Below are 13,313 nucleotides of genomic sequence, written 5' to 3'. Positions count from 1 at the left end.
CGAGACCGCTCATGAGCCATCCCATTGACCGGGTTGTAGAATATCCCGATATGGGGTAGGATACGGATACAACGTACGCGGGGTGAAGTAGATTTGAGAATTAATAAATTTATCAGCGAGACGGGCTTTTGCTCCAGACGCGAGGCGGACAAGCTCGTGGACAGCGGCCGCGTGACGATCAACGGCGCGGTCGCGCAGCTCGGCAGTCAAGCTGAGCTGGAGGATGACGTGCGGGTCGACGGCAAACGAATCGGCGAACAAAGGCATCACGTATATATCGCGCTCAATAAGCCGGTCGGCATTACGAGCACGACGGAGCTTCATGTGAAAGGGAATATTGTTGATTTTGTCGGCCATTCCGAACGGATCTTCCCGATCGGCAGGCTGGATAAGGATTCAGAGGGATTGATCCTGCTCACGAATGACGGAGATATCGTGAATCCGATCCTTCGCTCGGAAGGGAAGCATGAGAAGGAATACCTCGTCACCGTAGACCGCCCGGTAACGGCCGAATTCCTGAAAGGAATGGCAAGCGGCGTTCATATTTTAGGCAGTATGACGCTGCCATGTGTCATTACACGGGTGACGGACCGCGTATTCCGCATCATCCTGACGGAAGGGCGCAACCGGCAAATCCGCCGCATGTGCGAGGCGTTCGGTTACCATGTCAGGAAGCTGCAGCGGCAACGGATCATGAATATTCATCTCGGCGGACTTCCGGTCGGCAAATGGCGGGATTTAACGGAAGAGGAGAAGCAGACGCTGTTCCGTGAATTGGATTACAAGCCTGTTCATTAGAAGCGGGAGAATCATTAAAAACCCCCTCGTACCCGGCGCTTGAGGCGCGTGGTACGAGGGGGTTTGTTTTTTTACTCATTCTTGCGTAACGGCCAGCTGCTGCGCGTTAACAGGATCGGTATACGAATGCATAATCGAGACTTCGACACGTCGGTTCTTGGACCGGCCCGCCTCGGTTTTGTTATCGGCTACCGGATGATACTCGCCATAGCCGATCGCGCTGAAGAGCTCCGGCTTCAATTGCTTGTTCTCGAGCAGAATATCGAGAAAGCGGATGGCGCGCATCGAGCTCAGATCCCAGTTGGACTTGAAGAAGACGGTTGAGATCGGCTTATTGTCCGTATGTCCGGAAATAATGACTTGATAATCGGGATATTTCTGAAGCATTTTGCCAATGGCGACCGCAAGCTCCCTGGATTCCGGCTTCACGTTTGCTTGGGCAGGCGCGAACAGGGCGTTATCGCTGATGGTAATCATGAGCTGGGAGAGATTGAGCTTGGTCTCCAAGTCGCTTGTCAGACCGTTATTCTTGATGTAGGCGTCAATCTGCCTCTTCAGCTCCTCCAGATCCTTCCGCTCCTTCTTCATAAGAGCCTGCATCGCTTCCTCTTCCGACGTCAGCTCTTTGTTGTCCTTGCTTCCTTCGTCATCCTTCTTCTTGCCGTCATCCTCGCCGATTCTAACGATCGAGGTGCTGTCCAGCACGCCGCTGCCGCTGCTAAGCGCAAGATTAAAGGCTTGCGACATTTCCTCGAATTTCTTGACGTCGACGGAGTTCATCGAATACAAGACGATAAATAGCGCGAGAAGGAGGGTGAGCAGGTCGGCATAAGGAATGAGCCAGGATTCGTCCACATGTTCCTCATGTTCTTCGTGTCTATGCTTTTTCCTCAAGCCGCTCCTTCCTCCTTCTCTCTCAACTTCAATCTTTCCGTAGGCGTAAGGAATACCGAAAGCTTCTGGTTAATGGCGATGGTCGATACGCCGGACTGGATGGAAAGCAGTCCTTCGACCATCATGAGACGGATCTGAATTTCTTGCTTGGACATACGCTTCAGCTTGTTGGCAATCGGATGCCACAATACATATCCTGTAAAGATACCGAGCAGCGTCGCGATGAATGCGCCGGCAATCGCGTGCGCGAGTTTATTCATATCGCTCATCTCGGCCAGCGCCGCGACCAGGCCGACGACCGCCCCGAGTACCCCGAGCGTCGGCGCGTATGTGCCCGCCTGCGTGAATATAAGAGCCCCGGCCTTATGGCGGTCTTCCGTTGCGGCAATGTCCTCTAGCAGGACGTCGCGGACGAAGTCCTGGTCGTTGCCGTCGATGATCATGCGCATGCCGTTACGAAGGAAGTCGTCTTCGATTTCCTCCACCTTCGCCTCAAGCGCAAGAAGGCCTTCGCGGCGGGTAATGGAAGCCCACTCCATAAAGCGTTCAATCAGATCTCCGCGTTCCGGCAGCTTTTGCCCGGAGAAAACCATTTTGAACAGCTTAGGAAGCTTGGACAGCTCGGACATCGGAAAGGCAATCATGACGGAGGCCACGGTACCCAATAAAATGATCATAAACGCAGCGGGATTCAAAAGAGAGGATAGATGTGCTCCTTTTAATACCATCCCTCCTAATACAGCGACAAGACCAAGAACAAGACCAATAATTGTTGAATTTTTCATCATACACCCCGTCCAGTACGTTTTTCGACATATCTCTACTAACTTATATTATCGACAATCGGGTATTCTGAAGTTAGAGTAAAAGGCATGATTTGCCGACGAAGCGTTAAAAATTAATAAATTGCGGTAAAATAGTAGAGTAGGGCTAACAAAATAGGAATGGTAAAGGTGGTATTTCGGAAATGGGTGTGCGGCATGCCAGGGAGTACGCAGATATATTGAAGGATTTGACGGCGGCGGTGGGAGATATTCAGGAAAGCTATACCTTTTTTGAAATGGAGCGGGAGGAGTGGGAGGCACTGCATGAGGAGGACCGCCATGAGGTGATGGAAGCGCTGGCGGATGACGTATTCTTCGGGCTGGGCGAGGATCCGGTCATTAAAGTGGGCCAAGGCGTCATCGCTTACAACAGCAAGTTTCATATTATTGAGGTATCGCAGGGAGATAAGGTCACACAGATTATTCGGCTTATCTAAATTTCGATAGACCTTGTGGAGAAGACGGCGGATTTTGTCGTCAAGGCTGCGACGTCATTTAATTTGCTGCACCAACATAGGATGTGCGCCTATTACTTAATTAAGGAATCTGATTTATATAAATGTTAATCACCCTTCGGGGTGATTTTTTATGTCGAATAACAAGGCGGAGGTGGTGTGAAATGCGCTGTTATCAGGCGTGTTGTGCATACTCCGCTTATGTTAGTAAACGCTTTCAAAAAAGTGACGGAATGCGATTTTGGGGCTTGTAAACCAAAAAATCCATGTTAAAATAATTTATAATAAAGTTATTAATCGATTAATACAACCATTAATCATATTCTCGGAATTAAATGGAGCAAATCGGAGACTGCACCGAAAAAAAACGAGTTACTACGCTGGCAAAGCCTGTTTTTGGCTGACGTACCACTATAAAATTCTAGAATTTTTCCCATGATGATAAAAAACAATAAATGCAAAAATCCCCCTGAGAAGAAAGAGGAAGCGAACAAAGACGGTTCAAGGAAAGCCTTGTCCCATCTGCCCCGGCGAATGCCGAGATGCTGTTTAAAAGTTAATAGGAGGATTTATAAGTACGCACTTTGAACTCATATACGCACTTGAAAGTAACTAACCGTTTTGTTGCGAGATGTGGATATTTACGAAAAAAGAGACAGCCCGCGCGGGGCCGTCTCTCTTTGTGACCGCATAAGAATTTATAAAATTTCCGCTCGATAGAGGTTTTCTCATACATACGTTTATTTCACATTCTTTCGATCAATGTATGTGAGCTTACTGACGATGTCCTGGTAGTAGTTGCCGAAGCTGGAGCCGTAGATCGTCAGCCCGCCGATGTTCTTCGCGTCTTCCTTGACCTCGAGCTTGAGGTCCCACTGCAGCCGGTAAATGTCGACGTCGTCGATCGTGTAGTCCGAAACTTTCGTTCCTTCGATGAAAGTGCCGTCGCTGTTGATCCGGATATGGACGAGCAGGCCGTACTGGTTCATCTCGATGTTCCACCACTCCGGTGTATACTTGCCGCGCGTGCCGCCGAAGTCGCCTGGGCTGGTCCATTTGCCGATCGGGAAGCCGTTGAACGTAAACGAGATGTCGGACGGCCAATGTTCGTTGGAGAGCGGTGCCTCGGAGGCGAGCTCCATCGTAATTTCGAGCTCCTCGGGCACTTCCTCGGGCTTCAGGTAGTTCGGAATTTTGTACGAGATATAGCCTTTCGAAAACCACAAAATTTTCGCGTCGACGCGTTCCGGGTCAAGGAAGTAACGCGGATCGTCGAAGCCGCCGCCGATGATCTTGTACTTGGACGCCAGTCCGCACGTCGGCTTGACGTCGAAGTCGGTGAAATGGCCGATCGAGATGTTGGAAATATGGAAGTTGCGCGGAATCAGCCCTTTGCTCGGGAACACGAGCTCGATCCGGTCGGCGACCAGTGTGCAAAGCTTCTGCGACGCGCCCTTGCCGGGTATCATCTCGGTGCGGACCAAGTCGGCCCGCTCGAGCTTCTTAACGTGCATCGTAATGATCGAATTGCTGAGTCCAAGCGCGGAGGCCAAGTCTTTCATGATCATCGGCTCCTGTCCGAGCAGCTCGATAATCTTGATTCGGACGTTGCTGGCCAGTGCTTCGAATAAGGGGAGATTGTTCTCCGATACGATTGTCTCCATGCGACCCCTTCTGAATAGTTCATTTTTATATTAAATATACCTTATGTACTTGAGATTTGACAAGAGCATACATGGCAGGTCGAAATACAAACGATATCTGCGAATAATTTAACATAAACATGAAACACTTAACAAAAAAACGTTGACAGGACTCCAGTGTACGTTTTAATATGCTTAATATAACAGAGATATACGAAATACTTCACACATTTGTAAAAAACTCAAGGCGGCTGAAAGCTGGCATAATCGGTACCGATTGCAAGAAGCTGCCGCACAGTCGGAAGGGAGGACATGTTTTTCGGAAGTAACTTGTAAGCGTTATTATGGGGGTTTATCATTCGTTTTACCAATAACGAGGAGGTTTTGAAACAGATGAAAAAAGGTTCGATTATGATCCTCACGCTGATTATCGTGTTGATCGTTACGGCGTGCAGCGGCAACAATGGTGGCAATAACGCGGGTAACAACGGCGCGGCGGGCAACAACGCGGCGAACGAAGGCGGCGAACAGACGCCGGCCGAGAACGTGGAAATCTCCATTTCGTCGTGGGGCGCGCCTGACGAACGCAAAGTGTTCGAAGCGGTGCTCGACGAATTCCAGAAAGCGAATCCGAACATCAAAGTCAAGTTCATTCACATTCCTAACGAATATACCACGAAGATGAACACGATGATTGCCGGCAACTCGGCGCCGGACGTCATCTTCACGAGTGACGGTGACTTCCCGCGCTGGGTGAAGCAGGGCGCGTTCCTCGACATCACGCAGTACGTCGAGTCGAGCGACAAGCTGGACCTGAACGATATGTGGGAAGGCGGCCTGAACCGCTACCGTTACGACGGCAAAATTACGGGTACGGGCGGCTACTACGCGCTGCCGAAGGATATCGGCCCGACGGTTATGTACTACAATAAAGAAATTTTCGACAAGCTGGGCGTTCCTTACCCGAGCGCCGAGACGCCGATGAACTGGGAACAAGTGCTTGACATGTGGAAGAAGCTGACGGTCGACGAGAACGGCGACGGCAAGACCGACATTTACGGCGCAGGCCCGGTTTGGTGGGAAGGCTTCGTCTGGGGCAACGGCGGAGCGGTACTGAGCGAAGACCGCAAGCAGTTCGTGGTGAACGAGCCGGCGGCTGCCGAAGCGATGCAATTCATCTACGATCTGACGAATACGCACAAAGTGGTGCCGGATTCCCGCGCGCTGCAATCGATGAATGACGGCCAAATGTTCGAAGCGGGCAGGCTCGCGACGATTACGGGCGGCCGCTGGATGGTACCGACGTATCGCAAGCTCAAGTTCGATTGGGACGTCGCGCCGATTCCGTCGGGCAACGGCACGTGGACAAACGGCTGGTCCGGTTCGGTCGGACTTGGCGTCAACGCGAAGTCGAAGCACCCGGAAGCAGCGTTTAAGCTGGTTGAATTTTTCGCAGGTATTGAAGGACAAACGAAGATGACGGAGCTCGGCTTCCAAATTCCGAACTTCAAATCGATGGCCGACGACGAAGTGTATACGCAGCCAGGCCAGAAGCCGGAGCATCCGGAAGTGTTCGTCAAGGCGGGCGAAGGCCAGCAGCCGGGTCCGTGGACGTACCTGCCGAACGGCAAGTGGCTCGATACGCTGAACCAAAACCTCGGCAAATTCTGGACCGGTAAAGAATCGGCGGTCGACTTCTTCACGAAGCTGAAGCCGCAGATCGAGAAAGACTTGAAGGAAGGCAATCCGGAGCTCTTTCAGTAATCCATAACGAGAAGCTGCAACGCGGACGCGTTCCAGCTTCCTTATTTAACGGAACAAATCCAGAAGGGGGTCAGCCCTGATGAATGCCATGAAGGCGACTAACGTACAAGTCCAGCCGTCGAAACGTAAGTCGCTCTACCGCAACGAGATGTGGTGGGGATTCCTGTTTATCGCCCCGCCGTTCATCGGCGTGCTCGTATTTTTGCTTTATCCGCTTTTGAATTCGCTCTATATGAGCCTTACGACGTTTAACTTCGGACAGCCCGCCGAGTTTTCGGGCATCGAGAATTACGAACGCGCGCTTACGAATGATCCGCTCGTCTGGAAGACGCTGTGGAACACGTTCTACGCGGCGCTCGGCGTGCCGATCGGCATGATCGTCGCGTTGTGTGTCGCGATGCTGCTCGACCGGAAGCTGCGCGGAAGAAACTTCTTCCGGATGATGTTCTTCCTGCCGACGATCTGCTCGATCGTCGCGCTCGCGATGATCTGGCAATGGATCTTCAATGCCGACTTCGGCCTGCTCAACTACTACTTGAGCGAGCTCGGCTTGAATCCGCCGGCATGGCTCGTCGACGAGAATTGGGCGATGATCGCCATCATCATCCAAGGCGTCTGGGGCGGCATGGGCGTCAGCATCATCCTGTACTTAGCCGCGCTCGGCAACGTCCCGTCGTCCCTGTACGAAGCGGCGACGGTCGACGGCGCGAACGGGTGGAACAAGTTCATCCACATTACGATTCCGGGAATCTCGCCGGTGACGTTCTTCATCTTGATCACGTCGCTCATCGGCGCGCTGCAGGACTTCCCGCGGTTCCAGTTGCTCACGGGCGGCGGACCGAATTACTCGACGACGACAATCGTGTATTATCTGTACACCGTAGCGTTCGAGTACAGCGAGATGGGCTACGCGTCCGCGATCGCCTGGTTTATCGGTATCATTATAATGTTTGTCCTGCTCATCAACTTCCTGCTGTCCAAGCGGTGGGTCCACTACAACTAAGGGGGGATACGAATCAATGAGTACGCAAACGGCAACCGGCCGCCGCAACTTGAAAAAAGGCGAACTGCTCATCAATACGGTCGTCTACCTTCTGCTGATCGTCGGCGGCATCATCATGGCGGTGCCATTCCTATGGATGCTGTCCACGTCGTTCAAGCCGGACGGCGAAGTGTTCTCATATCCGCCGCAGTGGATACCTTCGACGATCGCTTGGGAGAACTACAAGTTAATATTTACGGATGCGCACATGATTCGAGGCTTCTTAAACACGATGATCGTCGTCATTCCGACGCTCGTAATCGGTCTGTTCGTCTGCGCCTTGTCCGCCTACGGTTTCGCGAAGCTGCGGTTCCCGGGGCGAGACAAGCTGTTCATGACGCTCGTCGGCACGATGGTCATTCCCGCCGCGGTCATGATGATTCCGGCGTTCATCATGTTCAAGACGTTCGGCTGGACGGACAGCTGGAAGCCGCTCATCATTCCGGGCATGTTCGGCGCTCCGATGACGATTTTCTTCTTGCGCCAATTCATTAAGCAGCTCCCCGACGAACTCGAGGATGCGGCGAAGATCGACGGGATGAACCCGTTCGGCATTTTTACGAAAATCATAATTCCACTTACGAAACCGGCCCTTATCACGCAAGGCATCTTGTCCTTCAACGCGGGCTACAACGATTACCTGGGACCGCTCATCTACTTGAACACGCCGGAGAAATATACGCTCCAGCTCGAGCTATCTTCCTTCTCGTCCTACTACGTGACGGAATGGACGCTCATCATGGCCGGCGCGGTCGTCGCGCTCGTGCCAACGCTGATTCTGTTCGCGTTCGCGCAGCGTTTCTTCATTGAAGGCATCGCCCTGACGGGCATCAAAGGATAGGAGATCTTACTTACTACTACAGATAAAGGAGACAAACCACACGATGACCACGCACAAGGTAGTCGTACACGCCGACTGGACGGTCGGCACGATCAATCGCCATATCTACGGACATTTCGCGGAGCATCTCGGCCGCTGCATTTATGAGGGACTGTGGGTCGGCGAAGATTCGCCGATTCCGAATACGAAAGGCATCCGGAACGACGTGCTCGAAGCGCTGCGCAAGCTGAACATTCCGAACCTCCGCTGGCCGGGAGGCTGCTTCGCGGACGAGTACCATTGGAAGGACGGCGTCGGCCCGCGCGAATCGCGCAAGCGGATGGTCAACACGCATTGGGGCGGCGTCGTGGAGAACAACCACTTCGGAACGCACGAGTTCTTCCAGCTGTGTGAGTTGCTGGACACGGAGCCGTACATCTGCGGCAACGTCGGCAGCGGCACGGTGCAGGAGATGAGCGAATGGGTTGAATACATGACGTTCGGCGGCGAGTCGCCGATGGCGAGCTGGCGGAAGGAGAACGGCCGCGAGCAGCCGTGGAAGCTGAAATATTTTGGCGTAGGAAACGAGAACTGGGGCTGCGGCGGCAACATGGAGCCGGAATATTACGCGGATCTGTACCGTAATTATCAGACGTACGTTCGGCAATACGGCGATAACCGCCTGTACAAGATCGCGGGCGGCGCGAACATCGCCGATTACCGCTGGACGGAAGTGCTCATGCGCAAAGCCGGCCATCTTATGGACGGCCTCAGCCTTCATTATTATACGATCCCGGGCAGCTGGGAGGAGAAGAAGCCGGCGCTCCACTTCGACGAGCAAGACTGGGCCGAGACGATGGCCAAGGCGTTCTATATGGATGAATTGATTACGCGCCACAGCACGATCATGGACCAGTACGATCCGAACAAGCGCGTCGGACTGATCGTCGATGAATGGGGCACGTGGTTTCTGACTGAGCCGGGCACGAATCCGGGCTTCCTGTACCAGCAGAATACGATGCGCGACGCGCTCGTCGCGGCTATTCACCTGCACGTCTTCCACAAGCACTGCAGCCGGGTTCATATGGCGAACCTCGCTCAGATGGTCAACGTGCTGCAAGCGGTCATCCTGACGGAAGGGGATCAAATGCTCCTCACGCCGACCTACCACGTGCTCGAAATGTTCAAGGTGCACCAGGACGGCGAGGCGCTCGCGATCCACGGATCGTTCGGCGAATACGAGGGGCTCGGCAAGAAGCTGCCGCAGGTGACGGTATCCGCATCGATCAAGGATGGCGTCATCAGCGTCAGCCTGGCGAACCTCGATCCGGCGAACGCGGCCGATCTGAACATCGAGCTGCGCGGTTCTTCCGCCGGCTATACGGCGAACGGCTCGATTCTCGCGGCGGACGACATTCACGCGCACAATACGTTCGAACGGCCCGACCGGGTCGCGCAGCGTTCGTTCGATGAAGCGCGCTGGGCGGACGGCACGTTGTCCGCGAAGCTGCCGCCGGCATCGGTGGCGGTCGTGTGCCTGACGCCGAAAGCGTAATGACGATCAAGGGGGAAAAATGATAGAGAGGGAGAGAGACGATGACTGAACAGAAGACGATGGCGGCGACGGAGCAACCGATTATATTGCAGCGCGCCGATCCGTGGATCTATAAGCATGACGACGGGTTCTACTACTTCACGGCGTCCTTTCCGGAATACGACCGGATCGAAGTGCGTCGGGCGAGCACGATCGCGGGGCTCGCGGAAGCGGAGCCGGTCGTCGCGTGGCGGAAGCACGCAACCGGCATGATGAGCGCGAACATTTGGGCTCCGGAAATCCATTTCATCGACGGCAAGTGGTATATCTATTTCGCCGCCGCCCGTACGACGGAGACGAACGATGGGCTGTTCGATCACCGCATGTTCGTGCTGGAGAACGCTTCGGCGAACCCGCTCGAAGGCGAATGGGTCGAGAAAGGCCAGATCAAGACGATGTGGGAATCGTTCGCTCTAGACGCGACGACCTTCGAGCACCGCGGCACCCGTTACCTCGTCTGGGCGCAGAAAGATCCGGACATCAAGGGCAACTCCAACCTGTACATCGCGCCGATGGCGAATCCGTGGACGCTGGCGGCGGACGGCGTTATGCTGACGAAGCCGGAGTACGACTGGGAAGCGACCGGTTTCCTCGTGAACGAAGGGGCGGCCGTCGTGGGGCGCGACGGACGCATCTTCATCTCCTATTCGGGAAGTGCGACGAACCATCATTATTGCATGGGACTGCTCGAAGCGTCGGAAGAAGCTGACTTGATGGACCCGGCCTCCTGGACGAAATCTCCGCAGCCGGTGCTGAAGACCGACGAGGCGCTCGGACTGTTCGGACCGGGCCACAACAGCTTCACGAAGTCGGAGGACGGCCAAGACGACATCCTTGTCTTCCACGCCCGTACGTACAAGGAGATCGTCGGCGATCCGCTGTACGATCCGAACCGTCATACGTTCGTCCGCAAGCTGCAGTGGAGCGCGGACGGCAAGCCGATTTTCGAATAACCGGGAGCTAGGACGACTTAGCTAAGCCGCCGAAGGTGACAGCCGCCTCGGCGGCTTTTCGTTTGCGACGTTAAAGATGTTGCGAAAAAAATTGTCAAAAGGGTCTTAACTTCTTAAGGAATAGCATTACGGGCAATTTACGGCTACGAAAAAAAACCGGCACAATTATGTGCCGGTAAACGATGCTCCCTAAAAAAGCATAGATACATAATAGTCTATAAAAAAATTCAACATAAGTCTATTACTTTTTTTGAATAAATTGTATGGTAATTAAGCGACCGCGGCGCAACCTAAGATAATGGAGGGAGAAGCCCTGCATGATTACTCTCAGAAAAATCACGCTGGAAAACCGACGTTCCATATTTAACCTGGAAGTATCAGAAGATCAACGCCGTTTTGTTGCATCCAATCTGTCAAGCGTGGCTTCGTGTTATGTCCTTGCAACCAATGGAGGACATCCATTTCCGTTTGCCATTTATGCAGATGAACAGCCGGTTGGTTTTGTAATGATTACTTATAGAATCACCGGGTACGAACTCCCGACAATCGCAGACGACAGCTATTGCATCCTGCGACTGATGATTGACAAGCAATGCCAGAACAGGGGCTATGGCCGGGAAGCCATGAAAAAAATCTTGGAATTTATCCGCACCTTTCCGGCAGGGCCTGCACATTACTGCTGGATTCCTTATAAGGATGATAACGTGGCCGCCAATAAGCTTTATGAAAGCTTTGGCTTCCGTGACAACGGCGAAATCTTAGGAGACGAGCTAATAACCGTATTGCGACTCTGATTTGCTTTGAACGCTATGAAACGGAACAAATGCAGCCCGCCTCTTAAGGGAGGACGGACTGCATTTATTTTTAATAGGTCATTGCGGTTACTGCACATGATTGAGTCTCCCAAGTCTGTCAGCCGACTGTATTCGTTACCGGACTATGCATCAATATAATTTGTTCTTAACCAGTCTGCCGCACTGAATTTAATTTTTGATACCCCGGCGTATTTTTTTACTGTTGGTACAACACTGCATTAACGCCATCCGTTATGCCTAATTGCTGCATAATGTCTTTTCTATAAAAGAGCATGTTGAAGTTCTCTTATATTCATTCAATTTTATCGGACGCTTCCGAACGTGCTTGAGGAAGCGGCTAGAATCGACGGGGCGGGTGCGTTCCGCACATACTTGATGATTATGTTCCCGCTCGCCAAGCCAGCTATGCTTGTTGTCTTCCTGTTCTCGGTCGTCTGGCATTGGAATGACTTGTTTGAGCCGAATATGTACTTGCTCGTGCCGGAATATTTTAACCTGGAGCAAAATATGGCGTTCTTCAACGGCAACGCTAACTTGGAAGGTCAGCAGGCGGCCAGCTCGGTATCCACCGGTACGCTCGGAATGGCGCCAACGCTGCAGAATCAAATTATGGCCGGTGTCATGCTGACGATATTGCCGGTACTTATCCTGTACATGTTCACGCAGCGTTACTTTGTAGAAAGCGTGGAGCGTACAGGTATCGCGGGCGAATAATGGGATAAAGCGACGGGGAGGAGTGAAGCGGCTTACGCCGTAAGCTCCTACTCGTTTCTTTCATAATAGAGTTTAAAGACGATGTCTTGGTTATAATTGCCGAATCCGGAACCGAACAAGGTGACGCCGCCTACATTTTCAGCATCCGGCTCTACGGCTATACGGAATTTCCATTGCTTGTTCAGAATATCTACTTCATCAAGCGTAACGTCCGAAATCTTCAGACCGTCGATAAATGTTCCGGTCGGCGTAATCTTGATTACCTTAAGCAGTCCGTATTGATTGATTCCGTCCCACCACCAGTCAGGCGTAAACTTGCCGCGCTTAACGCCGAAGTCGCCCGGGCTGGTCCATATTCCGATTTTGGTGCCATTTAAGTAGAACGAAATGTCCGACGGCCAATTTTCGTTAGCGAACGGAGCTTCTGATGATATCTCGAACGATATTTCGAGCTCGGTCGGCTTCTCGTTTTTTAGCAAAAAATTCGCGGTCCTATATTCGATGAAGCCGCTGCTGAACCATAATATTTTGGCATTGGTGCGATCTGAATCCAGGAAAAAACGCGAATCGTCGAACATGCCAATGACCTTCGCCGTTGTAGCTAGGCCGCATGTGGGCTCAATTTCGAAGTCAGTGTAATGACCGATAGATATTATAGATTCATGATAGGTACGCAGTGCAGGCAGGTTATTGGAAGGGAAATCGATCATTATGCCGTCGGTAATAAGCTTGCACATCTTTTTGGTTCCGCCGCTGCTTGCTACCATCTCAGAGCTGATCAGACCGGCTTTTTCGAGCTTCTTAACATGCATGGTTATGATTGGGCTGCTTAACTCCAGCGCTTGCGCGAGTTCCTTGATATTCATTTCCTGCTGCGAGAGCAGCTTAATAATTTTTAACCTGACGGCGCTGGCCAGCGCCTCATAGATAGGTAAGTGCGTCTCCGAGATATCAATCTTCATCGTATCGCTCCGATCTTCCAATTTAACCTTATAAC

General features: G+C 52.5%; 13 protein-coding genes. 9 read left to right on the top strand and 4 right to left on the bottom strand.

Annotation, left to right across the window (positions count from 1 at the left end; translation table 11 throughout):
- Positions 1-93 precede the first annotated feature (93 nt).
- Positions 94-798: a 23S rRNA pseudouridine(2604) synthase RluF gene (rluF, locus tag H581_RS0107755; RefSeq protein ID WP_028609521.1), complete on the top strand. Its 705-nt coding sequence runs from the start codon at positions 94-96 to the stop codon at positions 796-798.
- A 75-nt stretch (positions 799-873) separates the two neighbouring features.
- Here rluF and motB read toward each other — a convergent pair whose 3' ends face one another.
- The gene (gene motB / locus H581_RS0107750) at positions 874-1,692 is read right to left on the bottom strand and encodes a flagellar motor protein MotB (protein WP_028609520.1); all 819 of its coding nucleotides are present in this window, start codon (positions 1,690-1,692) and stop codon (positions 874-876) included.
- Positions 1,689-2,477: a flagellar motor stator protein MotA gene (motA, locus tag H581_RS0107745; protein WP_028609519.1), complete on the bottom strand. Its 789-nt coding sequence runs from the start codon at positions 2,475-2,477 to the stop codon at positions 1,689-1,691. The genes motB and motA overlap by 4 nt, the downstream gene beginning before the upstream one ends.
- 182 nt (positions 2,478-2,659) lie before the next feature.
- Between motA and H581_RS0107740 the strand changes: the two genes are divergently transcribed.
- Positions 2,660-2,953 (top strand): hypothetical protein, encoded by a 294-nt coding sequence (locus H581_RS0107740; RefSeq protein WP_028609518.1) that lies wholly within the window; start codon positions 2,660-2,662, stop codon positions 2,951-2,953.
- A gap of 758 nt (positions 2,954-3,711) precedes the next feature.
- Here H581_RS0107740 and H581_RS0107735 read toward each other — a convergent pair.
- A complete protein-coding gene (locus tag H581_RS0107735; protein WP_028609517.1) occupies positions 3,712-4,635 on the bottom strand; it encodes an ArsR/SmtB family transcription factor in 924 nt (307 codons plus the stop codon).
- 372 nt (positions 4,636-5,007) lie between these two features.
- On the opposite strand from H581_RS0107735, the gene H581_RS0107730 reads away from it, so the two are divergent.
- From H581_RS0107730 to H581_RS33370, 7 genes are all read left to right on the top strand, one after another.
- Positions 5,008-6,378, top strand: a complete 1,371-nt coding sequence (locus H581_RS0107730; protein ID WP_028609516.1) for an ABC transporter substrate-binding protein — start codon at positions 5,008-5,010, stop codon at positions 6,376-6,378.
- A 79-nt stretch (positions 6,379-6,457) separates the two neighbouring features.
- On the top strand, positions 6,458-7,381 hold the full coding sequence (locus H581_RS0107725) for a carbohydrate ABC transporter permease (protein WP_028609515.1): 924 nt from the start codon (positions 6,458-6,460) through the stop codon (positions 7,379-7,381).
- Between the two features lie 16 nt (positions 7,382-7,397).
- Positions 7,398-8,261, top strand: coding sequence for a carbohydrate ABC transporter permease (locus H581_RS0107720; protein WP_028609514.1), 864 nt, complete (start codon positions 7,398-7,400; stop codon positions 8,259-8,261).
- A gap of 43 nt (positions 8,262-8,304) precedes the next feature.
- A complete protein-coding gene (locus tag H581_RS0107715) occupies positions 8,305-9,795 on the top strand; it encodes an alpha-N-arabinofuranosidase (protein WP_028609513.1) in 1,491 nt (496 codons plus the stop codon).
- 41 nt (positions 9,796-9,836) lie between these two features.
- Complete coding sequence (locus tag H581_RS0107710) at positions 9,837-10,787, top strand: glycoside hydrolase family 43 protein (protein WP_245599962.1); 951 nt, start codon at positions 9,837-9,839, stop codon at positions 10,785-10,787.
- A 317-nt stretch (positions 10,788-11,104) separates the two neighbouring features.
- The gene (locus H581_RS0107705) at positions 11,105-11,581 is read left to right on the top strand and encodes a GNAT family N-acetyltransferase (protein ID WP_028609511.1); all 477 of its coding nucleotides are present in this window, start codon (positions 11,105-11,107) and stop codon (positions 11,579-11,581) included.
- Positions 11,582-11,923: 342 nt separating this feature from the next.
- Positions 11,924-12,316, top strand: a complete 393-nt coding sequence (locus tag H581_RS33370) for an ABC transporter permease subunit (protein WP_051250551.1) — start codon at positions 11,924-11,926, stop codon at positions 12,314-12,316.
- Between the two features lie 47 nt (positions 12,317-12,363).
- Here the strand turns inward: H581_RS33370 and H581_RS33365 are convergent, their stop codons facing one another.
- On the bottom strand, positions 12,364-13,278 hold the full coding sequence (locus tag H581_RS33365; RefSeq protein WP_036718125.1) for an ArsR/SmtB family transcription factor: 915 nt from the start codon (positions 13,276-13,278) through the stop codon (positions 12,364-12,366).
- Between the last annotated feature and the right edge of the window lie 35 nt (positions 13,279-13,313).

This window comes from Paenibacillus harenae DSM 16969, assembly GCF_000422465.1.
In the GTDB taxonomy this organism is placed as follows: Bacteria; Bacillota; Bacilli; order Paenibacillales; family Paenibacillaceae; genus Pristimantibacillus; species Pristimantibacillus harenae.
The sequence above is the reverse complement of the archived record's forward strand: the minus strand, read 5'-3'. Positions and strand labels throughout refer to the sequence as shown.

Excerpts from the sequence above, each read along its gene's own strand:
- H581_RS0107715 (WP_028609513.1), top strand. The coding sequence starts at position 8,305 with ATGACCACGCACAAGGTAGTCGTACACGCCGACTGGACGGTCGGCACG.
- H581_RS0107735 (WP_028609517.1), bottom strand. The coding sequence starts at position 4,635 with ATGGAGACAATCGTATCGGAGAACAATCTCCCCTTATTCGAAGCACTG.
- H581_RS0107725 (WP_028609515.1), top strand. The coding sequence starts at position 6,458 with ATGAATGCCATGAAGGCGACTAACGTACAAGTCCAGCCGTCGAAACGT.
- H581_RS0107730 (WP_028609516.1), top strand. The coding sequence starts at position 5,008 with ATGAAAAAAGGTTCGATTATGATCCTCACGCTGATTATCGTGTTGATC.
- H581_RS0107740 (WP_028609518.1), top strand. The coding sequence starts at position 2,660 with ATGGGTGTGCGGCATGCCAGGGAGTACGCAGATATATTGAAGGATTTG.
- motA (WP_028609519.1), bottom strand. The coding sequence starts at position 2,477 with ATGAAAAATTCAACAATTATTGGTCTTGTTCTTGGTCTTGTCGCTGTA.
- H581_RS33365 (WP_036718125.1), bottom strand. The coding sequence starts at position 13,278 with ATGAAGATTGATATCTCGGAGACGCACTTACCTATCTATGAGGCGCTG.
- H581_RS0107705 (WP_028609511.1), top strand. The coding sequence starts at position 11,105 with ATGATTACTCTCAGAAAAATCACGCTGGAAAACCGACGTTCCATATTT.
- H581_RS0107720 (WP_028609514.1), top strand. The coding sequence starts at position 7,398 with ATGAGTACGCAAACGGCAACCGGCCGCCGCAACTTGAAAAAAGGCGAA.
- H581_RS0107710 (WP_245599962.1), top strand. The coding sequence starts at position 9,837 with ATGACTGAACAGAAGACGATGGCGGCGACGGAGCAACCGATTATATTG.